Here is a 26,891-nt window from a genome sequence, read left to right as displayed (position 1 = left end):
AAGGAGCTTAAAATCTAAGCTCCTGCAAAGGTCTGCCCTGTAATAATTTATTTCTAAGAAGAAACACGGTTCTTTTTCTTTGCTTTATTTCCTTCGATGACACGCAAATGACTTGCTCTTTTAGGATTTCTTTTCTTTTGATTTGCTTTCTGATGGCTGGAACCAGCTGATTTCACAGCCTGTTTATGACCGTACTTGGATTTAGATTGTTTTACAGCCTGCTTATATTTTTTCATGCTGTCGCGCTGTCGTCCGGAAGGCTGTCTATTGCGTATGAGAAAGAAATAAACCAATCCAAAAATAGCTGCCCCTATCCCGATAGAAATCAATAGTCTTGAAAGAAATGCAACGGTATTTCCAAATAGCTGTGTAAATAAACCGAAAGCTGCAAAAGCAATAATCAAATAAACAAAAATAGATACTGCTTTATTTCTCAATTGAAATCCTCCTTTCTCACACATTATTTATACTTCTATTTTACCATATCATGCTACAGGATGCCTGTGAAGGAGCTTCTGCCAATCCGCCAATATATCGGATGGATGATTACCCGAGACACTCGAAGGCTGGACAGAAATCACGGTATCCTGTGGAAACTGTTTGCTTGTTAATTAATTATTCCCTCTTTCATAAAAAATATTCCCGCAGATTAACAGAAAGATTATTTCTTCATACGAGTTTCATGATTTGGTCATACTAGAGAGTGGAGGTGTTTATTAATGAGGCGCTTATCAAAAAAACAACAAATAAATGATAATGAGGAATCTGTATTAAAAAAATCGATGTACACAGGATTTGTCGGCGGGGTTGTATTCAGTTTACTTGCAAGTGTAATGTATTACTTTAATTTTTTGGAGGTCGCACCAAAGTTTTATCTGCTGACTTCCTGGGTATCAGAAGGATGGACAGATACGTGGCTCGGTATCTTCTTTACAACGATTCTGGCTGGGGTAGTTTCTCTGCTCACCGCGTTTCTATATTATATGATTTTCAGAAAAATAAAGTATATGTGGGTGGGAATTATCTACGGCTTTATCTTATGGGCTCTTATATTCCTTTTATTCCGTCCCATATTTAACGATATTCCTGCTGTGACGGAATGGAATTTGAACACCTGGATAACAACCATCTGCTTATTTATTTTATATGGCACATTTATCGGCTATTCCATCTCCTATGATTATATGGATTCGCAGCAAACCGAAGACATCATAAAGAAAAGCTAGGATTTTCCTGTGATTATTCAAACGCATCTATATATGATAAAATACTTATGATACTTGAGATTTTGGAGAGGATGAAACCTTTTGACGAAATTGGACCGCTTACGTGAAAAACTGGAAGAAAACAAAGCAGACGCCATAATTATTGACAGTCCGTATAACAGACGTTACCTGACTAATTTTACTGGCACAGCTGGAACAGCATTGATTACATCAGATAAGGCTCTATTTATTACAGATTTTCGTTATACAGAGCAGGCTGCTGAACAAGCGGCAGCATTTGAAATTATAGAGCATAAACAAGGAATGATTCAGGAAATTGCGAACCAAATCGACAAGCTTGGTGTAAAGAGGCTGGCTTTTGAGAAAAATTATACGACTTACAGCCAATTTGAAACATATCAAAATCAATTTTCTCAAGAGTTGATTCCTGTAGAAGGAATCGTTGAAGCATTACGGATGATTAAAACCCCTGATGAGCTGGAAATTATGAAAAAAGCTGCGAAAATTGCAGATGACGCATTTGCGCATATTCAATCATTTATCGAGCCTGGGGTGAAGGAAATCGATATCTCGAATGAATTAGAATTCTTTATGCGCAGACAGGGAGCGACTTCTTCCAGCTTTGATACCATTGTAGCGTCCGGCTTACGTTCTGCTCTGCCGCATGGGGTGGCATCTGATAAAAAAATAGAAGAGGGCGAACTGGTAACCCTGGATTTTGGTGCATTATATGAAGGGTATTGCTCTGATATCACAAGAACGGTAGCTGTTGGAGAAATTTCTGCTGCGCTGCGTGAAATTTATGATATAGTATTAGAGGCGAATCTTCGCGGAGTTAAAGGGACGAAAGCTGGCATGAGCGGGAAAGAGGCAGATGCTTTGACCAGAGATTACATTACGGAAAAAGGATATGGCGAGCGTTTCGGTCATTCGACAGGTCATGCAGTGGGAATGGAAGTTCATGAGAGTCCTGGATTGTCGACTCGTTCTGAAGCAATATTAGAACCAGGCATGGTCGTAACAGTAGAGCCGGGGATTTATGTTCCGGGGGTAGGCGGCTGCCGCATTGAGGACGATATCGTTATTACAAAAGACGGCAATGAGCGATTGACCTTTGCTCCCAAAGAATTAATCCAATTATAAAAGGGTACAGGAGGAAAAAATATGATTTCAGTAAATGATTTTAAAACAGGTTTAACCATTGAAGTAGACAATGATATTTGGCAGGTTATTGAATTCCAGCACGTAAAACCAGGAAAGGGAGCGGCATTTGTACGTTCAAAACTCCGTAATTTACGTAATGGAAATATTCAAGAAAAAACGTTCCGCGGCGGCGAAAAGGTAGAAAAGGCGCATATTGAAAATAACAAAATGCAGTATTTATATGCTTCTGGCGATGCGCATGCATTTATGGATACATCGTCGTATGAGCAAATTGAAATTCCAGAGAGTCAAATTAAAGATCAATTGAAATTTATTAAAGAAAACATGGAGGTTTCTGTGGTCACCTATCAGGGTGAAATCATCGGAGTAGATCTTCCAAATAACGTAGAGCTTACAGTAACAGAAACAGAGCCCGGAATTAAAGGGGACACAGCGAGCGGAGGTTCCAAACCGGCTACGTTAGAAACCGGCCATATTGTACAAGTTCCTTTCTTTGTTAACGAAGGGGACGTTCTCGTTATTAATACTGCGGATGGGAAATATGTTTCCAGAGCATAATTTAATAAAAACAAGCAGTTTGCTGAAACTTCGGCAGACTGCTTGTTTTTTTATGTAAAAAAATAAGTGACGGGCTTCAGCTATTTTTTGAAATTCCTTTGTTATCACTCCTCTCTCTCCCAAACCTTTCAATAAAGAAAAAGCTCCCAGGGCATAATTTCATTTTAAAATCATATATCTCTAAGTAAAACAAGCTGATTTTGTATTTTTAAAAAGCGGGGTTTTAGGATGAATGAGATTTTACGGCTTTTTCCGCCATCTTTTCAGGACCGGATAGACGGTCTTATAGGTCATCGCTGGTCACAGCTTCAAGAAATACGAGTGCGTATTCATCAAAAAATAGAATTTATTTTCGACTCAGCTGTTTGCTGGCTGGACGAGCCATTGCCACATAAGAAAGAAGCTGTTTTTATTCTGAATCAGCTGAGTGAATATTCGCTGTATCGGCTGGAAGAAGAGCTGCGTAATGGGTTTATAACCATTGAAGGCGGTCATCGTGTCGGCATTGCAGGAGCTATTATAACAGCGGATCAAAAAGTAAAAGCGATTCAGCCTGTTTCATTTTTTAATATTCGTATTGCCAAGCAAAAAAAAGGCTGTGCAGATATGCTGATGCCTTACATCTATGATGGGATATACCATCACACTATGATCCTTGGAGCACCGCAATCTGGAAAAACAACGATAATACGCGATATCTGCAGGCAAATAGCCAGTCAATCTGCTACGAGCCGCTCTAAAAAAGTAACCATCGTGGATGAGCGTTCCGAAATAGCAGCATCCATCCGCGGTGTTCCGCAGCATGATATAGGGATGAGAACGGATGTGTTAGATGCCTGTCCGAAAGCAGAAGGGATGATGATGGCGATTCGTACGTTATCTCCTGATATTCTGATTGTCGATGAGATTGGCACAGAAAAGGATGTGGAGGCGATTATCGAAGCATCCCAGGCAGGTGTGAAGGTTATTTGTACAGTGCATGCAGGAGATATGGCTGATTTATACCGCCGCCCTATTATGCAAAAAATAGTTCAGGAATTAATTTTTGAGCGTTACCTGCTGTTAGGGCAGGGAAAAAGAATCGGAAAGCTAGCTTGTGCCTTTGACAAAGACGGGAATCCGATCAGTTTTAAGCAAAGAGGTGGTGAAGGTGAAGTGGATTGGCGTGCTGCTTTTAATTAGTATGTCTACAGTACTTGGCTGGGAATGGGGAAGAGCATTAAAACAGCGGCCCAAGCATATTCAATTATTATTGCAGTCTCTTCAGATTTTAGAGGCGGAAATGGTATACAGCCAGGTCCCATTACAAGAAGCATTTCAACTAATCAGTAAGAAATTGCAGGGTCCGACTGCTTTATTTTATCAGGAACTGGCTGAGGAGCTGGAAAATAAAGAAAAAGATTTTGATGAGATATGGGAAGAATGTGCGCAAAGATTAATCGGACAATCTGCGCTGCAAAAAAGCGAGCTGGAGATATTGCTTCAGTTTGGCAGAACACTGGGACAGCATGATATTGAGCAGCAGAAAAAGCATATAAAATTAACCAATCTCTATTTAGAAGAGCAGTGGAAAAATGCCACAGAACGTTTTCAAACGTATGGAAAGCTGTCAAACGTGCTGGGACTTCTGTGCGGTATCTTTCTGGCACTATTGTTTATGTAATGAAATGAGTGGCATCAGGGAAGGAGCAAGTACATGTTTGTGGATGCATTGATACTATTTCAGATTGCTGGTATAGGCATTATTGTAGCGCTTATCCATACGATTTTAAAACAGATGGGCAAGGAAGAAATTGCCCAATTTGCTACGTTGATCGGCTTTATACTTGTTCTGCTCATCGTGGTGAACGGGCTCTCAGATTTATTTCAGCAAATCAGATCTGTATTTCTATTTTAAGGAGATTGGATATGGATATTCTCCAGATTACGATTTTAGGTGTACTCGCAAGCATATTATATATCCTGGTAAAAGAGGTACAGCCTTCGCTTGCTTTTTTAATTATTCTTATCACGGGTATTGTTATCTTTTTCTCCATCATTCAGCAAGTCCAATTAATATTTGAAACCATCCGGAAGCTGGGCGACCAGGCGAATGTGCAAGGACTTTATTTAACAACGATTTTAAAAATTATCGGTATTTCTTATATTGCTGAAATCGGAGCTCATCTGACGAAGGACGCCGGTCTGAATTCTGTATCCAAATACATTGAATTAGCAGGAAAAATATTTATTTTACTGCTTGCTGTTCCCATTATTACTGCGGTAATCGAAGCGATTATCGGTTTTATCCCTAATGTTTGATTGGCGAAAGAAAATGAAGCCGGGAAAGGGAGTATCCAGATTGTCTAAAAGACCTGTCAACTTACTCCGAATACTATGTATGCTATTTATCGCTCTTGTTATTAGCCAAGGAAATTCAACAGTTGTCCAAGCTGAGGATGCTCCGATGACCGAAGAGGAGGAGGAAACCCTTCAAAATTCTTTATTAGATGAGATTTCACTGGATGAAATTCAATCCTATTGGGATCAGCTGATTATGGAGTACGGAGATAACTTACCTGACTTACAAAAAATCAGTATCTATGAATGGATTAAAAATGGAAACAGCTTCTCCATTCAAGATATTCTGATGCATTTTTTGCGCTACCTCCTCCATGAGCTGATTATCAACGGAAAGCTTTTAGGGACACTTTTAATGCTGACCTTATTTGCTGTTGTGCTTCAGTCGATTCAATCTGCATTTGAACAGACAACCGTCAGCAAGGTTGCTTATTTTGTGGTTTTTTTAGTCCTGTTGTTTATCGTATTGAACAGCTTTTACCTGGCGACCTCCTATACAAAAGATGCGATTGATACCATGCAAAGCTTTATGATTGCGCTTCTGCCTCTGGTACTGGGGATGATGGCGAGCTTTGGAAATGTAATTTCTGTCTCTTTTTTTCACCCGATTATTATATTTTTTATTCACTTTAGCGGTGTGTTTATTTCAGCCTTTGTTTTACCTTTGTTATTCCTTTCCGCCATGCTGATTATTATCAGCAGTTTAAATAGTCACTTTAAAGTAACGCATTTGGCCAATCTCTTTAGAAACGTTGCTGTAGGCAGTCTGGGTATTTTTTTAACTATTTTCCTTGGGGTTATTTCTGTTCAGGGGACTGCGACAGCAATCCAAGACGGAGTAGCAATGAAAACAGCTAAATTTGTAACAGGAAATTTTATACCGATATTAGGACGGACATTCACCGACGCTGCGGATACCATCCTTAGTGCCTCCCTCATTTTAAAAAATGCTGTCGGCATGATTGGCCTGTTTATTATTTTGTTTATTGTCGCTTTCCCGGCTTTAAAAGTGGGAGTCATTGCAATAATTTATAAGCTGGCGGCAGCAATATTACAGCCGATTGGCGGAGGTCCGATCGTGCAATGCTTAAATACAGTGAGCACGTATATTTTATTTATCTTAGCCTGTTTGCTGGCAGTCTCCCTGATGTTCTTTCTTGGAATCGTCATCATTGTCGCAGCAAGTAATTTAACCGTCTTACTAAGATAGGGGTTGATGAGAATCGAAATATTTACAGACTGGGTGACACAAATTATTTTATTTATCATATTGGCCTCCGTAATCGATTTGCTTGTGCCGGCAAATCATCTGCAAAAATATGTGCGGCTGGCGATTAGCTTAATCTTGATTTTGATTCTTCTTCAGCCTGTTTTTTATTTGTTTAATACGGATATAAATACTGCTATATCAAGCTCGATGAACAAAATAGAGAGCCAGTTTCAAGGACAGCCTTCGATAGAAAATCAAATAGATTTAGAAAAAAAAGAAATAGAAAGTGGACAAGATGCATATATTTTAGAACAAATGGCTATTGAATTGGAAAAAATAGCGGCAGAACCATTAAAAGAGGAATTTAACGCAGAGATTGCCTCTATTGATTTCCAATTTTCTGTAATGGACTCCGTATCCTACGAGGAGCTGACAGAGGTCATTGTTTATATAACAGAATCAGAACCAGGGGAAGGAGCGATGAACACGGTTGAAGATGTGGTTATTGAATGGGGCAATGAGGAGGAAACGCATTCGGAAGAGCCATTACAAGAGATGGAGGCCAGTTTAAAAGAAATTTGGGAAATTGAGGATAAAGAAATAACGGTCTATTGGGAAGGAGAGGGATTTTGAAAAATAAACTGACTCACTTTTTAAAACAGACCACGGATAGCGAGCAAGCTTCTGGGAAAGAAAAAAAGCAGCCGTCTAAAAAAATAGGATTTATTGTTATTTTAGGACTGGTGGGAATTTTATTTATGATTATCAGTAATGTATTAAAACCGGAAGAGGAGGTTCAGCCCGTACCTTATGACGATTCACAGCTGGAAATTTCGGAAGAAGCGGCTTCAGAATCGACAGGTGGTGAAGTAGAAGACCTGGAGAATGAGTTAGGCGAACAATTATCCAGCATGCTGAATCAGATGGATGGTGTTTCGGAAACAGAAGTAATGATCAATTTAGAAGCAACAAGTGAACAGGTGTATGAAAAAAATAGAACAACAGGCAAACAGACGACAGACGAAACGGATCGAAACGGAGGTTCAAGAGTGGTTGAGGATCAGACGGATGATCATCAGGTCGTGCTTTATCGCCAGGGCGATCAGGAAACACCATTATTGGTACAAACCAAACAGCCGGAAGTACGGGGCGTATTCATTGTAGCACAAGGCATGGAAAGTCAATCGATGAAAAGTCAAGTCATTGAAGCAGTATCCAGAGTATTAGATGTCCCTTCACATAAAATCTCAGTGATGCCTAAAAATTAAGGAGGTAGAATGTATGTTAAAAAAACAAACAGTATGGTTACTCACAATGTTAAGCTTGATGGTTGTTTTAAGTGTCTATTATATCTTTTCAGCAAATGGGAATGATTTAGCTTTTGTGGACGATGGGCAGGACGCGACTTCAGAGGATGTGGTTCCTGCAACTCAATCTGAAGAAGGAATTGAAGTGGACAATATAGAAAATGTAGACAGCGATGAATTATTCACGACCATCCGTATGGAAATCCAGGATGAACGCAGCCGCAAAAAAAGCCAGTTAACAGATGTAGTGGCTTCCGCAAATGCATCAGCAACTGAAAAGGATGAAGCATTGCAGGAAATTGACGGGTTAGAGGAATTAGAGAGTAAGGAATTGATTCTTCAGGAGCAGCTGCTGGCTGCAACAGAATATGAAGATGTGCTCGTCCGTTCCAACGATGGGAAAGTCCATATTCATGTGAAAACGGAGGAATTACCCGTAACAGAAGCAGCGAATATCATGCAAATGGCCCGTGATGAATTTGGAGAAGATGTCAAAGCGGAAGTTAATTTCCAGCCAACTGCTGAAACGACAGACATGGAAGATACAACGGAAACAGAAGAAGCAGCCGAAACAGAAGAGACAGAAGAAACGGGAGAAACCCAAGAAGGAGAAGAATCAGAAGACACAACCGAAACGGAAGAGTAAAACAATAAGCCAGCAGCCCGCCTTGGGCTGCTGGCTTTACAAATGTAAAAAACAAGTTTATCCCAACATTAACAGGCATTAACTGTTATAATAATAAAAACAGTTTTTCATCCAGTTAATACAGATTTGATTACGGTAGACTTGATGTTTTTGTTCATTCTATCGTAATATATTAGAAGGTAATGAAACAGCCAGCATGAAATTATAAAAAGATAACAATCGAAATGAGGAGTGCCAATATGTTACAAGTAGATGAAATAAGAGAAATTATTCAAATGGTCGATAAATCATCATTAACCGAATTTTCCTATGAGGCAAACGGTGCAGTCATAGCTATGAAAAAAAACACAGGCTCTGTTACTACTACCGTCCAATCACAGCCTCAAGCCGCAGCAGAACCTCAAGCTCCGGCAGTTCAAGAATCCAAGCCTGAGGTAAGCGCACAGCCAGAAATTAAAGCAGAGGAAACACCGCAAATTTCAGCGGATTATGATTATGAAATTGTTTCCCCGATGGTCGGAACATTTTATACTTCTTCTTCTCCAGACAGCGATCCTTTTGTAACAAAAGGAAGCACGGTAGACACAAGCACAGTGGTTTGTATTGTAGAAGCGATGAAATTATTTAATGAGATTGAAGCGGAAACCAATGGAGAGATTGTGGAAGTTCTAGTTGAAAATGGCGAGCTTGTAGAATATGGTCAGCCATTATTTAGAGTAAAGAAGAAGTAAGGGGATGGAATAAGTGATTAAAAAGCTATTAGTTGCCAATCGTGGAGAAATAGCTGTCCGAATTATCCGTGCCTGTAAGGAGATGGGCATAGAGACAGTTGCAATATATTCTGAAGCGGATGAAGAGTCCCTGCATGTGGAGCTGGCAGATGAAGCCTATTGCGTCGGTCCGAAATTAAGTAAAGACAGTTATTTAAACATAACTAATATTATGAGTGTTGCATTGTCTACAGAGACTGATGCGATACACCCGGGTTATGGATTTCTAGCAGAGAATGCTGACTTTGCAGAGATTTGCAGGGCATGCAATGTAACCTTCGTCGGTCCGACACCGGAAGCCATTCAAAAAATGGGAATTAAGGATGTCGCCAAGGAAACAATGAAATCTGCAGATGTACCGGTTGTACCTGGTTCAGAAGGAATTGTTGAAGGGGTAGAGCATGCAAAAGAAATTGCTTTGGAAATAGGTTATCCTGTTATCATTAAAGCAACTGCCGGGGGCGGCGGAAAAGGAATCCGCGTGGCCCGTACCGAAGAAGAGTTAATAAAAGGAATGGAATTAACACAAAAAGAAGCGGAAACCGCCTTTGGAAATCCAGGTGTCTATATTGAAAAATATATCGAAGACTTTAGACACGTAGAAATTCAAATACTGGCCGATACGCATGGAAATGTGGTTCATCTTGGAGAAAGAGACTGCTCAATCCAGCGCCGTCTGCAGAAATTAGTGGAGGAATCACCTTCTCCTGCAATCAATGAAACACTGAGAGAACGGATGGGGGATGCTTCTGTAAAAGCTGCCCAAGCCGTGGACTATGTAGGTGCGGGAACGATTGAATACATTTTTGACAGACAATCGGAAGCATTTTACTTTATGGAGATGAATACCCGTATTCAAGTAGAGCATCCTGTAACAGAAATGGTTACCGGAGTGGATCTGATTAAAGAACAAATTCGAATTGCAGACGGTCAGGAGCTTGCGTTTACCCAAGAAGATATTACATTTGAGGGGCATGCAATCGAATGCCGTATCAATGCCGAAAATCCATATAAGAATTTTATGCCTTCCGCAGGGGAAATTGAAATGTATCTTCCGCCTGGGGGACTTGGAGTTCGTGTGGACTCCGGCGCTTACAGCGGATATAGAATTCCGCCATATTACGATTCCATGATCGCGAAGCTCATCGTTTATGCTTCCACCAGAAATGAAGCCGTAGAACGTATGAAGCGTGCTTTGGAAGAGTTTGTTGTTGAAGGAGTGCATACAACCATTCCATTCCAATATCAAATCATGAGCCATCCTGTGTTTAAAGAGGGAGACTTCAATACGAATTTCTTAACTGAATATCCAATCATCGAAGAAAAGGAAGATGAGGATAGCAAATAAGGAGTGAAGGCAATGAGTGATCAACTATTATTAGAGATACGTGAGGATGACAGCTTAGGCAGTGTACAGATTGTACCGGAAGTCCTTGAGGTTATAGCAGGACTTGCTGCAACGGAAGTAGATGGGGTAAAATCAATGCACGGCAGCTTTGCAACAGGGGTTGCGGAGAAATTTGGAAAGAAGTCCCACGGTAAAGGGGTCCGCGTAGAATTAACGGATAATGGTGCTATTATTGATATTTATGTAATCCTTAAATTTGGAAAATCGATTCCGGAGGTTGCTGCAAAGCTGCAGACGAATATTAAGCAAAATATTCAAACCATGACATCTATCCAGGTGGAAGAAGTCAATGTTCATGTAGCAGGTATTCAAATGGATAATCAGGAAATTGTATAAATACAAGTACAATAAATGTTCAAATGAGAAGCGGTGAGATTTAGTTATTTTTTGAACATACCTTATGACTCATGCCTCAAAAAATAAAAATAAAGACAGATGTATGAATATACATTTTAAAACAAAGAGGAGCACAGGCAAATGACCTGTGTTTTTCTTTTTGAGAAATTGGGAAAAAAGGCTTCAGCTCTGTAAATTCTTTTTTATTTTTCTTAAAAAAGCGAGTATACGGTATCCTAGCCAAAAATAAGGGAAACGTGTTATGATTTTAACAGTAAATGAAAGAATGTAGAAGGAGACGTGTGATGAATCGACATAAAGCCAGAGAAAAAGCGTTTCAGACGCTTTTTCAGTTAGATATGAATGAAGATGAGGTAAGCTTAGCAATGGAATCATTGAAGGAAGAAGAGCGGAAAGACGTATTTCTGTCCATGCTGATTGAAGGCGTAATTACGTATAAAGAAGCAATTGATTCAAAAATATCGGAGAACCTGGAAAAATGGTCGCTCGAGCGGGTTGCGTCCGTAGAACGTACTATTTTAAGACTTGCTGTTTATGAATTATTATACATGGAGGATATTCCCCAAAATGTAACTATCAATGAAGCGGTAGAGCTGGCTCACACATTTGGAGATGAACAATCCGGTAAATTCATTAATGGTGTCTTATCAAAGGTTATTTCTTAAGGAGGGAATTGATTATGACTGCAGAGTTATTAAACGGAAGAGAGCTGTCAGATGAGTTAAAAGAAGAAATGAAACATGAAGTAGAGACTTTGAAGCAACAGAATATCCACCCGCATTTAACGGTTATTCTGGTAGGAGATAATCCTGCGTCTAAATCCTATGTGAAAGGAAAAGAAAAAGCATGTGATTTCACCGGGATATCGTCCAACTTAATCGAGCTGCCGGAATCGGTTTCCGAGCAGGAGCTGTTACAGGTGATTGAAGGGCAGAATAATGATAAGGGTGTACATGGTATTCTTGTTCAATTGCCATTGCCTGATCATATTGACGAACAAAAGGTCATCCACGCTATTTCTCCTTTAAAAGACGTAGATGGTTTTCACCCGGTCAACATTGGAAAGCTTGTAAATGGAGAAGAAACCTTTTTGCCTTGTACTCCTTATGGGATTCTGACGATGCTTGAATCTAAAAATATTAAAATAGAAGGGAAGCGAGCTGTGATTATCGGACGCAGCAATATTGTCGGAAAACCGATGGGATTATTGCTGTTAGAGAGAAATGCGACAGTTACATATTGTCATTCCCGTACGCAAAACCTTCGTGAACTTGCGTTGGAAGCAGATATTTTAGTAGTTGCTATGGGCAGAGAGCATGCTGTTGACGGAAGCTATGTGAAAGAAGGAGCAGTAGTTATCGATGTTGGTATTAACCGCATGGACAATGGCAAGCTGACTGGTGATGTGGAATTCGAAAGTGCGAAGGAAAAAGCGTCTTATATTACACCGGTTCCCCGCGGTGTCGGTCCGATGACGATTACAATGCTTTTAAAAAATACCATCAAGGCAGCTAAAGGACTGTCTGAAAAGTGAAAGACAATTATCTGACGGTTACTGCACTAACCAGGTATGTGAAGCGTAAGATAGATACAGACCCCCATCTGAGACAGGTTTGGCTGCGAGGGGAAATATCTAACTTTAAACACCATAGCCGCGGACACATGTATCTGACCATTAAGGATGATAATGCCCGTATTCAGGCAGTGATGTTCTCTTCGAATAACAGCAGGCTTGTTTTTCGTCCGGAAAATGGCATGAGTGTGCTTATTCGGGGAGAGGTAAGTGTCTATGAGGCAAGCGGTCAATATCAGCTCTATATCCGTGATATGGAGCCAGATGGCATCGGGGCGTTGTATCAGGCTTTTGAGCAATTGAAAGAAAAATTGCAGACAGAAGGCTTATTTCTTGATGACCAGAAAAAAAAGATTCCTGCTTATCCGAATCATGTCGGTGTCATTACATCTCCGACCGGGGCAGCTGTCCGCGATATTGTAACAACGATTGAAAGAAGAGCGCCCTCTGTGAAGATTACGGTTCTGCCGGTATCTGTGCAAGGTCCGCAGGCGACCAGTTCCATTGTGAAAAAGATTCAATATGCGAATGCTTTTCCAGAGGAATATGACGTTTTAATCGTCGGCCGCGGCGGCGGGTCGATTGAGGAGTTGTGGAGCTTTAACGAAGAAGCAGTGGCACGAGCGATTTATGCATCGGAGATTCCTGTTATTTCTGCGGTAGGGCATGAAACAGATACAACAATTGCTGATTTTGTATCTGATTTACGTGCGCCGACGCCGACAGGAGCAGCTGAATTAGCTGTCCCTTCGCAAAAGGAACAGCTTGATAAAGTATCGTATTTAGCTCAGCGTCTGTCACAGGTGATGCGTACAGACCTGCAAATGCAGCGTAAACGATTGGAATCATTAAGCCAAACCTATGCATTTAAATACCCGAAACAGCTGATTGCCCAAAAAGAACAAGAACTGGATTCGATGCTGGATTCATTAAACAAGTCGTTAAAAGCAAGAATAGAACAGAAGCAGCTTCGTTACACGCATCTTAAGCAGAGGCTGGATACACAGCATCCGGAGCAGGAAATAAAAACGGCGGCAGATAAAAATAGTAAATTGCTGGCGGAGTTAAACCGATCCATGAAACAGCTGTTTGCAAAATCAGAAAGCGACTTACAGACTTCTATCAACAAATTAACACTGGTTAATCCGCTTGCTGTTATGGCACGCGGTTACGGGATCAGCTACAGCCAAGATGGTGATGTGATTAAATCCATCAAGGATGTGAACGAAGGAGATCCAATAGATGTACGGCTGCAGGACGGATATCTGCATGCAAACGTACAAAAGATAAAGGAGGTAGATCAGAGTGGCGGAAGAAAAGAAATATGATGAATTAACCTTTGAGCAAGCGATGGAAAAGCTCGAAGTTATTGTTAATAAACTGGAGGAAGGCGATGTTCCTCTTGAAAAAGCGATTGAGTATTATCACGATGGGATGAAGCTCTCTAAGCTATGTAATGAAAAATTAACCAATGTCCAGGAAAAAATGGTTCATATTTTAAATGAGCAGGGTGAACTGGAGCCGTTTGAAGTAGAGGAGGACAAATAAGATGGCGCATAAACGATTACAGGCATATTTAACGTATTATCGGGAGGAGCTCCAAAAAGCGTATACAAGCTGTTTTAACAAGCTGGAGATACCGGGTAATTTAAAACAGTCCATGCTTTATTCCTTAGATGCCGGAGGAAAAAGATTGCGTCCTATTTTATTATTTGCCAGCTATGAAGCATACGGTCAGGATGTTCAAAAAGCGATGTCATCCGCGATTGCTCTTGAGATGATACATACCTATTCGCTTATTCATGATGATTTGCCGGCAATGGATGATGATGATTACCGGCGCGGTATGTTAACGAATCATAAAAAATTTGATGAAGCTACAGCCATTCTTGCGGGGGACGCCTTGTTGACCTACAGCTTTGAATTGATTTTAAATGATCCATTGCTTACTGCAGATGAAAAAGTGACGCTCACTAAAGAATTAACTGCCTGCAGCGGTCCGAAAGGGATGGTCGGCGGACAGATTCTTGATATGGAAGCAGAGAAACAATCTGTTTCGTTAGAAGCCATGGAAGAAATTCATGCCTTGAAAACAGGAGAACTGATTCGTTTCGCTATTTTTGCAGGAGCGTTTTTAGCAAATGCAACAGATGAGCAGGTACGTTATTTAGAGAAATATGCTTATTATTTAGGGCTTATTTTTCAGGTGCAGGATGATATCCTGGATGTTTCCGGCGAGGAAGAAAAGCTGGGCAAGCGGGTAGGCAGCGATGAATTAAACGAAAAAAGCACGTACCCTAAATTATTAGGGCTGGAAGGTGCAATTGCGCAAAAAGAAAAATACGTTCAACAAGCATATGAGAACTTGAAATTAGCTGACGCAGAAGATTCTCTTTTAAAAGCATTGACGGATTACTTTAGTGAAAGAGACCACTAAAAGCGTGTGTTGACACATTATATATGTAAAGGAAACAGGTTATGAAAAAAAAGAAAAGAATTGCTGAGCTATTAGTAGAAAGAGAATTGGCGGAAGATATGGAAAAAGCGAAACGTGCGGTGATGGCGGGACTGGTTTATTCAGGAGAAGAGCGTGTGGATAAGCCGGGAAGCCTTGTTCCTGTCGATAAGCCGCTCCGAATCAAAGATAAACGTTTAAAATACGTAGGCCGGGGCGGCTATAAACTTGAAAAAGCTCTTCAATTATTTTCAGTGTCTATTTCGGATAAAATTTTTATGGACATTGGCTCTTCGACAGGCGGTTTTACAGATTGTGCTTTGAAAAATGGTGCAAACAAATGCTATGCCATTGATGTCGGCTATAATCAATTAGATTGGAAGCTCCGGAACGACCCTCGTGTGATTGAGATGGAACGGACAAACTTCAGACATGTTAAACCAGAGATGCTCGAGTATGGTTTGCCTGAAGTTGCTTCTATTGATGTGTCTTTTATTTCATTGAAGAATATATTCCCTGTTCTGGCGTCATTGCTGCATGAAAAAAATGATGTTATTGCGTTAATAAAGCCTCAATTTGAGGCTTTAAGAGACCAGGTTGGAGAAAAAGGGATTGTCAGAGATCCGGCAATTCATCTGGAGGTTCTCGAAAAAGTGGTAAATTATGCAGCGATGGCCTCATTTACTTTAGTGGATATAACATACTCTCCTATCAAAGGAACAGAAGGCAATATTGAATTTCTGGCACATTTCAAATGGAGAAATAAAGAAATGCCAAAAGAAATCGTATTAGAAGAAGTCGTCAGGGAAGCACAGCAGGCATTAACTCAATAATTCTGGAAAGCATGACCATATCACATTATAAGAAGATGTATGCACTATAAGGAGGGTTTATACGTGAGTAAAATACAACGCCATATTAAAATTCGTGAACTGATCACAGAAAATATTATTGAAACACAGGACGAGCTTGTCGATTCACTAAAAAATCTTGGCTATAACGTCACACAGGCAACCGTATCCCGGGATATTAAAGAACTGCAATTGGTAAAGGTACCGACGAATACAGGTCAATATAAATATAGCCTGCCTGCAGATCAGCGTTTTAATCCGCTGCAAAAACTGCAGCGGCTGATTGTAGATACCTTTGTCAAAATAGAGAATGCAAGTCATTTTATTATTTTAAAAACACTCCCTGGTAATGCCCATGCAGTCGGCGTTCTGATCGACAATCTGGATTGGGAAGAGATCATGGGAACCATCTGCGGGGACGATACTTGTTTGATTATATGCAGGACACCTGAACATGCGGAGGATATCAAAAATCGATTAATTGGAATGCTTTAAAATTATTTAGTCGGGGTGAGGCAGCATGTTAACTGAATTATCTATAAAAAACTTTGCGATTATTGAAGAATTATCCTTAAACTTTCAAGAAGGCCTTACTGTTTTGACGGGAGAAACTGGTGCAGGAAAATCGATTATCATTGATGCTATCCAATTATTAGCCGGGGCAAGAGGTTCTGTAGACTTTGTTCGACATGAATCGAATAAAGCGGAGATTGAAGGACTATTTTTCATCGATCACGAAAAGCACCCTATTTACCAAGTAGGAAAAGCATATGGGATTGAAATCAGTGATGAACAAATTGTACTTCAGCGGACCATAACCTCCTCTGGGAAAAGCATCTGCCGTGTAAATAGTAAATTAGTGACGCTGGCTATTCTCCGGGAATTTGGAAAAACATTGATTGATATCCATAGTCAGCACGAGACGCAATCGCTGATGGATAATGAGCAGCATATTGATTTTTTAGATCTTTATCTTGGAGATGCCATGAAGGAAGCAAAAAAGGATTATCAGGATATTTATAACCGCCTGGAAAATCTGAAGAAAAAGTACCGCAGCCTGAATGACAATGAACAGGAGATGGCGCAGCGTCTGGATCTGCTCCAATTCCAACAGCAGGAATTAACAGAAGCACAGCTTGTCCCGAATGAAGATACGGCGCTTGAAGAAGAGCGCAATCAGCTTGCAAATTACGAAAGGATACATCAATCCCTTTCGGATGCTTATTTTTCTTTATATGGCGAGCAGCATGGATTAGAATTAGTCAGCCACGCACAATCAGCTTTACAGGACGGAGCAGATTTAGATCCTTTTATTGCTGAAAAATTGGATAGTATATCTAACCATTATTATATGCTGGAAGAACTCACGTATGATATTCGCAATTATCTTGACCAGCTGCAATTTAATCCGGAACGTCTGAATGAGATTGAACAGCGGATGGATGAATTAAACAGATTGAAGCGTAAATACGGTCCAACGGTGGAAGAAATGTTAGACTACTTAGGGCGTGTTGAAGAAGAAATCGAACAGATTACAAACCGGGAAACGCATTTAAACACACTTGTAACAGAAATTGATGAGCTTGAAAAGGATGCTTTATTAGAAGCAGATCAGCTTCATCACTTACGGAAACAAGCCGCGGAAACATTAACGAACGATATCCACCGGGAATTAAAAGACCTCTATTTAGAAAAGACGACCTTTTCCATTGATTTTGAGGATTCCACGCAGCGGAAGCTGAAATTAAATGGTTATGATAAAATACTTTTCCGCATTTCCACCAATGTCGGTGAGCCTTTAAAAGACCTCACAAAAATAGCTTCAGGAGGAGAATTATCACGAATCATGCTTGCTTTGAAGAAGATTTTCTCAAAGCATCAGGGTATTACGAGTGTTATTTTTGATGAAGTGGACACCGGAGTCAGTGGAAGAGTGGCACAGGCAATTGCTGAAAAAATCCATGAAATATCGCTGGAATCACAGGTTCTGTGTATTACACATCTTCCGCAGGTCGCTGCTATGGCAGATACGCATAAATTTATCCAGAAAAAGGAAAAGGAAAATCGCACTTTTACTTCTGTTATTGAATTAAATAATACGGAACTGATTGAGGAATTAAGCCGGATGATTACTGGAACAAAATTAACAGATACAGCAAAAGAACATGCGAAAGAAATGTTAACATTGGCAGATCGTTTTAAAAAATCAAATTAAAGGGATAAAAACGTTAAAAAATCGGACAATAACTGTACCGGTTTTTTTCTTTTTCCTGTACTTACAAATTTCGTTAATCACATGTCCTTTTGCATCTTAAGAATAACAACACTATACGTCCGTTTATCTATATTTTTAGAGGAAAAGATACACATATCACATAGGTTGTTCCAGTTTAAACTGCCCTCCATCTGCAAAAAGTATATGTACAGAAAGATAATATTTTTTGTATGAGGAGGAGACGATTTATGAGCAAAACAAACAAAATCAGATGGACATATAAAATCAGCTCGCTATTATCGCTTGCTTTTATATTGTTTTTTATTTCCCCTTCCTTTATCCACGCAGATACTTCCATGCAAGGGTATAAAGAGGTTTTTCAAGACTATCCTATCCTTCCTTTTTTCAATAATGAAGAGCATACGAATAAAGAGGATAATCAGGGGCAGCATCAACGTCTGGAGGATGTAAGAGTAGTACCAGGAGGACAATCCATTGGAGTGCAGTTAGAAACGAAAGGTGTACTGGTTGTCGGTCATCATCAAGTGAAAATGTCAGAAGGAGTAAAGTCTCCGGGAGAAGCCGCTAAAATAAATATTGGTGATACAATTGTTGAAATAAATGGTCAAAAAATCAATCATATGACAGACATTAAACCGATTGTTGATCATAGCGGCAAGGAAAACAAAAAAATGCAAATTAAGCTAAAACGTGGAGATAAGTATATCGAAACCAACCTGCAGCCGATTTTTGACAAAAAAGAAAATGCTTACAAAATCGGGTTATATATCAGAGACACAGCAGCAGGTATTGGAACAATGACATTTTATGAGCCGGAAACAGGAAAATATGGCGCTTTAGGACATGTTATTTCAGATATGGATACGAAAAAGCCGATTGATATCAAGCAAGGGTCCATTATCCATTCTTCTGTAACTGCAATTGAAAAGGGGGATAATGGTTTACCGGGAGAAAAACAAGCTTCCTTTCAAACGCAAGAAAAAAGAATCGGTAATATCACGAAAAATACGGATTATGGAATATTTGGGGTATTAGAAAAGGAGGTAAATCATGAAAAATATGATGAAACCTTTCCTGTCGCACTATCTCATGAAGTAAAAGAAGGGCCTGCAAAAATTCTTACTGTAGTGGATGGAGAGAAGATTGAAGAATTTGACATTGAAATTATCAGCAGTGTTCCTCAAAAGTCAGCATCCACAAAGGGAATGGTTATTCAAATTACCGATCCGCGATTATTAGAATTAACTGGCGGAATTGTTCAGGGAATGAGCGGAAGCCCTATTATTCAAAATGACAAGGTTATCGGTGCGGTAACACATGTGTTTGTAAATGATCCGACCTCGGGCTATGGTGTTCATATCGAATGGATGCTTGAAGATGCGGATATTATTCAATCTGATTTGAATGAAGCTGCCGCGTAGCAGCTGCTGCCATTCCGGTTAAGCTTTCTTTGCTCCAACAGAATAAATAATAAGTCAATAATTAAAAATGTCTGTAATAGCGCTTGCTATTACAGGCAATTTTTAGTTTTTAAATAATCATTAAAATATAGTATGTTTATTGGAAATATGCATTTTATTTCCAACTACTATCTGATATAATGAAAACGGATACAATAATACGTTGAAAATTGTGTCGAAAGTTGGTGAAAAAAAGAGAAAAACGAAGAATACTTGAGAAAATCGAAATAAATCAAAAGTTTTTTGATTTTAAAGAGGATATTTATGTTTTTTGTAGAATATGATATAGGTGCATAAAAAGCAAAAGGAGGATTTTTTAGTGAGTAAAATATCTGTGTGTTTTGTTGATGATAATCGTGAGTTAATACAATTAATGGAGGACTTTTTTGGGGAACAGGAAGAAATTGAAATTGTCGGAACAGCATTAAACGGAAGGGACTGCCTCCCGTTGATTGAAGAGAAAACACCGGACGTGCTGGTTTTAGATATTATTATGCCGCATATGGATGGAATAGCTGTTTTAAATGAAATTAAAAAAATGGAATTAACTAAAAAACCACATATTATTATGTTGACTGCATTTGGTCAGGAAGAAGTAATGAAGAAGGCGGTTGATTTAGGAGCTTCTTATTTTATCCTGAAGCCGTTTGACATACAGAATCTGGCTGATCAAATTCTGCAGGTTCAGGGAAGTGCACTTTCCAGAGTATCAAATGTGACGAAAACGAATATTGAAAGTAAGAAAAAGCAGGATCTGGAAGCGAATATAACCAATATTATTCATGAAATAGGCGTGCCTGCGCATATTAAAGGATATATGTACTTAAGAGAAGCAATTACAATGGTTTATAACGATATTGACCTTTTGGGATCCATCACAAAAGTGCTTTATCCGGATATCGCTAAAAAATTCAATACAACTGCTTCTCGTGTAGAAAGAGCAATTCGCCATGCAATAGAGGTGGCTTGGAGCAGAGGAAATATTGATTCCATTTCAGCATTATTTGGTTACACCATCAATATTTCTAAAGCAAAACCGACGAATTCTGAATTTATTGCAATGGTGGCCGACCGATTACGATTGGAGCATAAAGTATCGTAATATGGACTGCAAGTGTTGACAGAAAGCTTTAAATAACCATACAGCAACCCGTATTGTCACAGAAGGAATCATATAAATCCTGCTGATGTATCCAATGAACAGGAAGCAGTGCAGCCATTTATGAAGGAAAGGGTTGTACAATTTTATATGTTATAAGTAAATTGCTAATTCTGTATTTTGATGAATATTCAAAAAAAGTTGGGACATTACTTATTTTTTGATTACAATGGTTTTCTTTTTATAAAATGAAAGGCTGTGTATATGCTTTATTCACTTATCCAAGAATAAAAACAGATATCTGGTACCAAAGTGCAAGAGCAATAATCACAAGAGCAGAAATGATTTTTACCAAATTCTTTTTGGAAAAATAGTTCTTGTCCGGGTAAACTTCTAAAAAAGTGACAATGAGGAGAAGAGCTGATAAAAATGGCAGTGTTAAATAATCTGCAACCTTTGTTAAATAGATAATTCCCAGAATAAAGCTGATAATGATGATTGGAAGATAAAGCCAGCGTTTCTTTTTTATCGTTTCAGTCAATTTTATACACTCCTTGTACTTGTACTTTATATTAAGCATATTATGAATGGACTAATTTTATACTAGAAAAAAGGTTAACGGGCACATCTGACAAATGTGTCCGTTAACCTTTTTTTGACTGGCCGATAAAATCGCCTATAGAGGATGTTCTGACGTTCCTGCTGTGTGCAGCTTATGCTGCCCGCATGCTCCGACTCTAAAGTACAGTCCTTTTAGTGGATATGACGATATAAGCCGATTACCTTACCGAGAATAGATACGTTTTCGTAATAGAGAGGTTCCATCGTTGCATTTTCAGGCTGGAGGCGGAAACGGCTCTTTTCTTTAAAAAATCGTTTGACGGTCGCTTCATTTTCATCTGTCATTGCTACAACGATATCTCCATTATCAGCAGAGCTTTGCTGTTTCACGATAACCATATCTTTGTCCAGGATGCCTGCTTCAATCATACTGTCTCCATCAATGACAAGTACAAACAGATTATCCTCCGGTCCGGCAGAAGAGCTGGGAACTGGAATAAACTCTTCCACATTTTCAATCGCAGTAATCGGGATTCCAGCTGTTACCTTCCCTATTACAGGCACATAAATGGCCTTATCCTTTGGCGCATCATTCTCATTATTATATATAATCTCGATAGCACGAGGTTTGGTCGGGTCTCTCCGAATATATCCTTTGTTTTCTAATCTTTCTAAATGACCGTGAACAGTAGAACTTGAAGCTAACCCGACAGCAACTGCAATTTCACGTACGGAAGGCGGATACCCCTTCTGCTCTACTTGATCTTTAATAAAGTCAAAAATCATCTGCTGTCTTTTTGATAGTTTTGTCATGACTTACTCCCCTCTAGCATAGGTATTTGTTATTCATAGTATAGCATTGAATGAACCAATTTACAAACAAATGTTCTAAAAAGTATTGACAAGAACAGTTGTTCTAAATATACTGTAGTCAGAACAACTGTTCCGGAACCAGATAAAATATCGAAGGGGAGTTTTAATATGTTTGAAAAACTGATGAAGTCTGATGCTTTTTATATTGTAGCTTTTATTATTGCGTTAATATTTTTATATACGATGATGGTTACGATTTAAGTGATTGACCAGACGACTGATTTCCTTGCTTATTTTGTTGAGAGCAAATATGCTGGTAAGACAGATTCTGTAAAGAATTGTCACCGAAAAGTTGAAAAAGAGCGGTTTATTATTGGAGGATAAAACATTGAGAACGATTATTTATTGTCGGGTAAGTACAGAGAAAGAAACACAAGAAACATCACTTCAAAGACAATATGAAGAGTTATCAGCACTGGCCGATAAATTAAATTTTACGGTTGTGGATTGTATTCAGGAGAAGGCCAGCGGCTATGACATTGATAGAGATGGCATATTTAAGCTTCTTGATTATTTTTCTCATCAAGAAGCTGATTGTCTTTGTATTCAAGATGAAACAAGACTTGGAAGAGGAAATACAAAAATTGCTTTATTTCATCAGCTCCGGAAAATAAATATCCCCGTTTATACAGTTACTCATGAAGGAGAACTTGAGCTGAATGAAGCGGATTCGATGGTGTTGAACATCGTCGGTATAGTGGAAGAATATCAGCGTAAACTACATAATATGAAAATAAAAAGGGGAATGCGGCGTGCTGTATCAAATGGGTATAATCCTCAAGAAAATTTACATCATATCAATCAATCCCCTGGAAGAGAACGCGCTGAAATTCCGATAGAAGAGATAGTCCGGCTGCGGCAGAATAAATTAACGTTTCAAGAAATCACAACAGTTTTAAAAGGACTTGGATTTCATGCATCAAAGGCAACCATCCATCGCCGCTACCAGGAATATATCAATTCCTTGAATGAAAGTGAATCGTGACGTAAGATAAAGAAACAGGAAGGTTATTTTAACTCCTGTTTTTTAATCGAAGGAGGGACAAGCTATGTTGTCTAAAGATAAATTAAATAGAATAAATACGTTAGCTAATAAAGCGAAAAGTGAAGGCTTAACAGAAGAAGAAAAAACAGAACAGCAAAAACTTCGAAAAGAATATCTGTCAAATGTACGGGGTTCTTTTAAAAATCATCTAAAAGGGATGACAGTCATTGACCCGGCCGGGAATGATGTGACCCCGCAAAAGCTTCGTGATTACCAGGAACGTAATAAGAAACACTGATATGTCACATTAACTTAGCTTGTATCGTATCGGATTTCATTATAAAATAGAGAAAGAAACAGAATATGTTTTGAAGTGGAAGGAGAAAAACAATGACACAACAAGTTGAGGAACTATCCATCAATACCATTCGCACGCTCTCTATCGATGCAATTGAAAAAGCAAACTCCGGACATCCGGGATTACCGATGGGTGCGGCACCGATGGCGTATACACTCTGGACAGATTTTATGAATCACAATCCAAAGCATTCGAAATGGTTCAATCGTGACCGTTTTGTATTGTCTGCAGGTCATGGATCCATGCTGCTGTACAGTCTGTTGCACCTATCAGGCTATAATGTATCTATCGATGATTTAAAAGGATTCCGTCAATGGGATTCGAAAACACCGGGACATCCGGAAGTACATCATACGGATGGTGTGGAAGCAACAACGGGTCCATTGGGACAAGGCATTGCGATGTCAGTAGGTATGGCAATGGCGGAAGCACACTTAGGTGCTGTGTATAATAAAGAAAAGTATAATGTGGTCGATCATTATACATACGCGATTGTCAGTGACGGGGACTTAATGGAAGGAATCTCGCATGAAGCTGCATCGTTAGCCGGCCATATGGGCTTAGGCAAACTGATTGCTTTGTATGATTCCAATGATATTTCATTAGACGGCGATTTAGACCGTTCTTTTTCTGAGAATACGGAACAACGCTTTAAAGCATATGGCTGGCAGGTATTGCGGGTGGAAGACGGCAATGATGTCAACGCCATTCGCCAGGCAATCAAAGAAGCGCAGCAAAACCAGGACCAGCCGACATTGATTGAAGTGAAAACGGTAATCGGTTACGGTTCTCCAAATAAATCTGCTTCCAGTGCTTCCCATGGCGCACCGCTTGGGGCAGATGAAGTGAAGCTGACCAAAGAAGCCTATAAATGGACGCATGAAGATTTTTATGTGCCGGAGGAAGTATATGCTGACTTTAAAGAAAAAATCGTGAATGACGGTTCTGAAAAAGAAGCAGCATGGGACGAGCTGGTTGCTGCTTATAAAGAAGCCTATCCGGAATTAGGAAAACAGTTCGAGCTTGCTTTAAAAGGAGAGCTACCTGAAAACTGGCATGAAAATCTTCCTGTATTTGAAGAAGGCTCTAAATTTGCTACACGTGCATCCTCCGGAGAAGTATTAAACGCTGTAGCAAAATCCGTTCCGAATTTCTTTGGCGGAAGTGCTGACCTTGCCGGTTCGAACAAAACAACAATCAATGACGAAGCGGACTTTACAAAGGCAGATTATGCCGGACGTAATGTCTGGTTTGGTGTACGTGAACATGCAATGGGTGCTGCTTTAAATGGAATGGCGCTTCATGGAGGACTTCATGTCTTCGGTGGAACCTTCTTTGTATTCAGTGACTATTTACGTCCATCCATTCGTCTGGCATCGATTATGAATATGCCGGTAACCTATGTGTTTACGCATGACTCGATTGCAGTGGGAGAAGACGGTCCGACCCATGAGCCTGTGGAGCAATTAGCTGCTTTACGCGCGATGCCTCATCTTTCTTTAATCCGTCCAGCGGATGCGAATGAGGTACAGGCAGCATGGCGCTTAGCTCTAGAATCAACAGATCAGCCGACAGCGCTTGTATTGACACGTCAAAATCTGCCTACTTTAGCAAATACTGCAGAGTTAGCTTATGAGGGAGTTAAAAAAGGAGCTTATGTTGTAAGTAAATCCGAAAAAGAAACACCGGATGCGCTTCTTTTAGCTACCGGATCCGAGGTTCAACTGGCAGTTGCAGCACAGGAAGCATTGAAAGAAAAAGGTGTCGATGTACAGGTAGTAAGTATGCCTTCATGGGATCGCTTTGAAGCACAGGATGAAGCATATAAAAACGAAGTACTTCCAAAAGAAGTCACAGCCAGAGTCGGCATTGAAATGGCTGCGTCATTCGGATGGGACCGTTATGTAGGCTTTGAAGGAAAAACACTTACGATTGACCGTTTCGGCGCTTCAGCGAATGGCGATTTATTGATTGAGAAATTTGGTTTTACAGTAGATAACGTTGTTCAATTAGTAGAAGAAGTGACGAAATAAGGAATATTTAAATATTTTATGTCATGAGGAAGAGAGATGCTAACATCTCTCTTCCTTCGTATCTATTATAATTGTTGCTCGATAAAATGGATGATTTCTTTCCGTTCTTGTTCGGTGCAGGAAAACTGTTGCTCTAAAGTTTCCAAATATTTACCAGCCTTTTTCAGCTCTGCAACGCTTTTTTTCATATAGGATTTATAATGGTCATTTATTTTGTTAATTTCACCAGCATATTTTTCATCTGTTCCAGGCTTGACGGTTTCTTCGTATAAATCAATAACTACTTCCCCTTCTCTAGTTGGGAAAAATTCATGGGGATCAGTACTGTCAAATATACAAAAATCCAAATCTGGTACTAATACCATATCAATACTATTTGGATCAAAACTACAATGATAAATTTCAGTATCATAACCATATTCAATACAAGCACTCGCTACTTTTTTCATAAATGTTGACTTGCCTGTTCCAGCTCTCCCTTTTACATAAAAAACGCAGGATAGTTTTTCTGTAATATGAGGAACGACATTGACAGGACCATCTACAGTTGTGGTACCAAAAAGGCGGTGATACTCGTGGCCACCTTGATCCTTCTTCGATTGTCCTTCTAAGACTTCTTGAATAAACGTATCGGCAATTTCATCCGCTCGCTTAAAATTCATTTCTTTAATATAGATCTCTTCCAGATCATCATGTATGCGTAACCCTGTTTCCAAATGTTTATATGCTTTTTCTGTGTAGTGAATGAAGTTTTCTTCTAGTTTCTCTTTTCTTACCGAAATGTCTTGTGTAAATCGATTTAAATCCAGTTCGATTCCTTCACGCATATCATCTGGTATAATGGAATCATTTAAAAAAGCGAGTCCCTTTTCAGGTATAACCACCCCATCCAAATAATGTTCACCCAACGCACTTTTTAACACTTCTACTTCATAGGTAGCTTCATATTTTGTGATTATATCTTTTAAAATTTTTGCTTTCACCGTTTGAGAAGAGTGTTTTAAACGAAAGATTTGCTGTATACGTTCTAAATTGGAAGACAGTAAATTCACAAATCCCACCGCTGTATTTGCCGTAACATAATAATAATTTTTCAAGAAGACACTTCCTTTTTGATTTGAAATTTTGGGCTTTTGTTTAATTAATTTATGCTGCTTCCCATTTTTGGTGAATGTAATTGGTTGTTTGATAGTGGATCAATACCAAAATCAATGGTTGACAGACAGTAGTTAAATTGATAGTGGTAACCGCTACGGAAAAATACTACGCTAATTAGTCTCTTTACTCATATCTATTCATTAATATCAACCATTGATTTTGGTGAAGAGCCTTGATAGTATAACATAATTATTTGATATGATAATTGTATCAATGATGATATGAAAAAAGTGTTTCAAAAGAAATTCAAGTAGGGGAAAGCA

Annotated in this window: 31 protein-coding genes; 27 read left to right on the top strand and 4 right to left on the bottom strand. The window is 39.3% G+C overall.

Annotation, left to right across the window (positions count from 1 at the left end; translation table 11 throughout):
* Positions 1–53 precede the first annotated feature (53 nt).
* Entirely contained in the window at positions 54–437 is a 384-nt protein-coding gene (locus MKX55_RS13800; RefSeq protein WP_193064740.1) for an SA1362 family protein, read from the bottom strand.
* 282 nt (positions 438–719) lie between these two features.
* Between MKX55_RS13800 and MKX55_RS13795 the strand changes: the two genes are divergently transcribed.
* From MKX55_RS13795 to spo0A, 24 genes are all read left to right on the top strand, one after another.
* Positions 720–1,226, top strand: coding sequence for a YqhR family membrane protein (locus tag MKX55_RS13795; protein ID WP_193064741.1), 507 nt, complete (start codon positions 720–722; stop codon positions 1,224–1,226).
* Between the two features lie 81 nt (positions 1,227–1,307).
* Positions 1,308–2,369 carry a Xaa-Pro peptidase family protein gene (locus MKX55_RS13790; RefSeq protein ID WP_339177894.1) on the top strand — a complete coding sequence of 354 codons (1,062 nt, stop codon included), beginning with the start codon at positions 1,308–1,310 and terminating at the stop codon, positions 2,367–2,369.
* Between the two features lie 21 nt (positions 2,370–2,390).
* Positions 2,391–2,948 carry an elongation factor P gene (gene efp, locus MKX55_RS13785; RefSeq protein WP_339177892.1) on the top strand — a complete coding sequence of 186 codons (558 nt, stop codon included), beginning with the start codon at positions 2,391–2,393 and terminating at the stop codon, positions 2,946–2,948.
* Between the two features lie 228 nt (positions 2,949–3,176).
* Positions 3,177–4,130, top strand: a complete 954-nt coding sequence (gene spoIIIAA, locus MKX55_RS13780) for a stage III sporulation protein AA (protein ID WP_339233250.1) — start codon at positions 3,177–3,179, stop codon at positions 4,128–4,130.
* Positions 4,099–4,611, top strand: coding sequence for a stage III sporulation protein SpoIIIAB (gene spoIIIAB, locus MKX55_RS13775; protein ID WP_339177888.1), 513 nt, complete (start codon positions 4,099–4,101; stop codon positions 4,609–4,611). Before spoIIIAA ends, spoIIIAB begins: the two co-directional genes overlap by 32 nt.
* 33 nt (positions 4,612–4,644) lie before the next feature.
* Entirely contained in the window at positions 4,645–4,845 is a 201-nt protein-coding gene (gene spoIIIAC, locus MKX55_RS13770) for a stage III sporulation protein AC (protein ID WP_042534715.1), read from the top strand.
* Positions 4,846–4,856: 11 nt separating this feature from the next.
* Entirely contained in the window at positions 4,857–5,249 is a 393-nt protein-coding gene (spoIIIAD, locus tag MKX55_RS13765; protein WP_042534713.1) for a stage III sporulation protein AD, read from the top strand.
* Between the two features lie 40 nt (positions 5,250–5,289).
* Entirely contained in the window at positions 5,290–6,498 is a 1,209-nt protein-coding gene (gene spoIIIAE, locus MKX55_RS13760; protein WP_339233248.1) for a stage III sporulation protein AE, read from the top strand.
* A gap of 6 nt (positions 6,499–6,504) precedes the next feature.
* Positions 6,505–7,131, top strand: a complete 627-nt coding sequence (gene spoIIIAF / locus MKX55_RS13755) for a stage III sporulation protein AF (RefSeq protein WP_226895092.1) — start codon at positions 6,505–6,507, stop codon at positions 7,129–7,131.
* A complete protein-coding gene (spoIIIAG, locus tag MKX55_RS13750) occupies positions 7,128–7,766 on the top strand; it encodes a stage III sporulation protein AG (protein ID WP_339177880.1) in 639 nt (212 codons plus the stop codon). The genes spoIIIAF and spoIIIAG overlap by 4 nt, the downstream gene beginning before the upstream one ends.
* Positions 7,767–7,779: 13 nt before the next feature.
* Positions 7,780–8,451, top strand: a complete 672-nt coding sequence (locus tag MKX55_RS13745; protein WP_339177879.1) for a SpoIIIAH-like family protein — start codon at positions 7,780–7,782, stop codon at positions 8,449–8,451.
* Positions 8,452–8,690: 239 nt separating this feature from the next.
* The gene (gene accB / locus MKX55_RS13740) at positions 8,691–9,182 is read left to right on the top strand and encodes an acetyl-CoA carboxylase biotin carboxyl carrier protein (RefSeq protein ID WP_339177876.1); all 492 of its coding nucleotides are present in this window, start codon (positions 8,691–8,693) and stop codon (positions 9,180–9,182) included.
* 13 nt (positions 9,183–9,195) lie between these two features.
* Complete coding sequence (gene accC, locus MKX55_RS13735) at positions 9,196–10,569, top strand: acetyl-CoA carboxylase biotin carboxylase subunit (RefSeq protein ID WP_339177873.1); 1,374 nt, start codon at positions 9,196–9,198, stop codon at positions 10,567–10,569.
* Positions 10,570–10,581: 12 nt separating this feature from the next.
* Entirely contained in the window at positions 10,582–10,965 is a 384-nt protein-coding gene (locus MKX55_RS13730; RefSeq protein WP_339177870.1) for an Asp23/Gls24 family envelope stress response protein, read from the top strand.
* Positions 10,966–11,270: 305 nt separating this feature from the next.
* On the top strand, positions 11,271–11,651 hold the full coding sequence (gene nusB, locus MKX55_RS13725; RefSeq protein ID WP_339177867.1) for a transcription antitermination factor NusB: 381 nt from the start codon (positions 11,271–11,273) through the stop codon (positions 11,649–11,651).
* Positions 11,652–11,665: 14 nt separating this feature from the next.
* Entirely contained in the window at positions 11,666–12,520 is an 855-nt protein-coding gene (gene folD, locus MKX55_RS13720; protein ID WP_339233247.1) for a bifunctional methylenetetrahydrofolate dehydrogenase/methenyltetrahydrofolate cyclohydrolase FolD, read from the top strand.
* Positions 12,517–13,887: an exodeoxyribonuclease VII large subunit gene (gene xseA / locus MKX55_RS13715; protein ID WP_339233246.1), complete on the top strand. Its 1,371-nt coding sequence runs from the start codon at positions 12,517–12,519 to the stop codon at positions 13,885–13,887. The genes folD and xseA overlap by 4 nt, the downstream gene beginning before the upstream one ends.
* Positions 13,865–14,107, top strand: coding sequence for an exodeoxyribonuclease VII small subunit (locus MKX55_RS13710; RefSeq protein ID WP_256704802.1), 243 nt, complete (start codon positions 13,865–13,867; stop codon positions 14,105–14,107). Before xseA ends, MKX55_RS13710 begins: the two co-directional genes overlap by 23 nt.
* A 1-nt stretch (position 14,108) precedes the next feature.
* On the top strand, positions 14,109–14,996 hold the full coding sequence (locus MKX55_RS13705) for a polyprenyl synthetase family protein (protein ID WP_339177858.1): 888 nt from the start codon (positions 14,109–14,111) through the stop codon (positions 14,994–14,996).
* A 41-nt stretch (positions 14,997–15,037) separates the two neighbouring features.
* Positions 15,038–15,847, top strand: coding sequence for a TlyA family RNA methyltransferase (locus MKX55_RS13700; protein ID WP_339177857.1), 810 nt, complete (start codon positions 15,038–15,040; stop codon positions 15,845–15,847).
* 63 nt (positions 15,848–15,910) lie between these two features.
* Positions 15,911–16,360 (top strand): transcriptional regulator ArgR, encoded by a 450-nt coding sequence (gene argR, locus MKX55_RS13695; protein ID WP_040985350.1) that lies wholly within the window; start codon positions 15,911–15,913, stop codon positions 16,358–16,360.
* Positions 16,361–16,385: 25 nt separating this feature from the next.
* Positions 16,386–18,080: a DNA repair protein RecN gene (gene recN / locus MKX55_RS13690; protein WP_339177854.1), complete on the top strand. Its 1,695-nt coding sequence runs from the start codon at positions 16,386–16,388 to the stop codon at positions 18,078–18,080.
* Positions 18,081–18,328: 248 nt separating this feature from the next.
* Positions 18,329–19,522 carry a SpoIVB peptidase gene (gene spoIVB / locus MKX55_RS13685; protein WP_139089148.1) on the top strand — a complete coding sequence of 398 codons (1,194 nt, stop codon included), beginning with the start codon at positions 18,329–18,331 and terminating at the stop codon, positions 19,520–19,522.
* Between the two features lie 358 nt (positions 19,523–19,880).
* Positions 19,881–20,663, top strand: coding sequence for a sporulation transcription factor Spo0A (gene spo0A / locus MKX55_RS13680; protein ID WP_339233244.1), 783 nt, complete (start codon positions 19,881–19,883; stop codon positions 20,661–20,663).
* Positions 20,664–20,937: 274 nt separating this feature from the next.
* Here the strand turns inward: spo0A and MKX55_RS13675 are convergent, their stop codons facing one another.
* Both MKX55_RS13675 and lexA read right to left on the bottom strand, forming a co-directional pair.
* Entirely contained in the window at positions 20,938–21,201 is a 264-nt protein-coding gene (locus MKX55_RS13675; protein WP_339177850.1) for a hypothetical protein, read from the bottom strand.
* A 212-nt stretch (positions 21,202–21,413) separates the two neighbouring features.
* Positions 21,414–22,034: a transcriptional repressor LexA gene (gene lexA, locus MKX55_RS13670; RefSeq protein ID WP_339177849.1), complete on the bottom strand. Its 621-nt coding sequence runs from the start codon at positions 22,032–22,034 to the stop codon at positions 21,414–21,416.
* Positions 22,035–22,422: 388 nt separating this feature from the next.
* Here lexA and MKX55_RS13665 point away from each other — a divergent pair, with 388 nt between their 5' ends.
* The 3 genes from MKX55_RS13665 (at position 22,423) to tkt (ending at position 25,470) form a co-directional block, all read left to right on the top strand.
* On the top strand, positions 22,423–23,079 hold the full coding sequence (locus MKX55_RS13665) for a recombinase family protein (RefSeq protein ID WP_339177846.1): 657 nt from the start codon (positions 22,423–22,425) through the stop codon (positions 23,077–23,079).
* 64 nt (positions 23,080–23,143) lie between these two features.
* Positions 23,144–23,377 carry a DUF896 domain-containing protein gene (locus MKX55_RS13660; protein WP_339177844.1) on the top strand — a complete coding sequence of 78 codons (234 nt, stop codon included), beginning with the start codon at positions 23,144–23,146 and terminating at the stop codon, positions 23,375–23,377.
* A gap of 92 nt (positions 23,378–23,469) precedes the next feature.
* Positions 23,470–25,470, top strand: coding sequence for a transketolase (tkt, locus tag MKX55_RS13655; protein WP_339233243.1), 2,001 nt, complete (start codon positions 23,470–23,472; stop codon positions 25,468–25,470).
* Positions 25,471–25,535: 65 nt separating this feature from the next.
* Here the strand turns inward: tkt and MKX55_RS13650 are convergent, their stop codons facing one another.
* On the bottom strand, positions 25,536–26,567 hold the full coding sequence (locus MKX55_RS13650; RefSeq protein WP_339233241.1) for a hypothetical protein: 1,032 nt from the start codon (positions 26,565–26,567) through the stop codon (positions 25,536–25,538).
* Positions 26,568–26,891 lie beyond the last annotated feature (324 nt).

The organism is Oceanobacillus sp. FSL W7-1281 (assembly GCF_037969835.1).
Classification (GTDB): Bacteria; Bacillota; Bacilli; order Bacillales; family Amphibacillaceae; genus Oceanobacillus; species Oceanobacillus oncorhynchi.
Note: the sequence above shows the minus strand (reverse complement) of the source record. Positions and strands in the feature narration are given on the sequence as shown.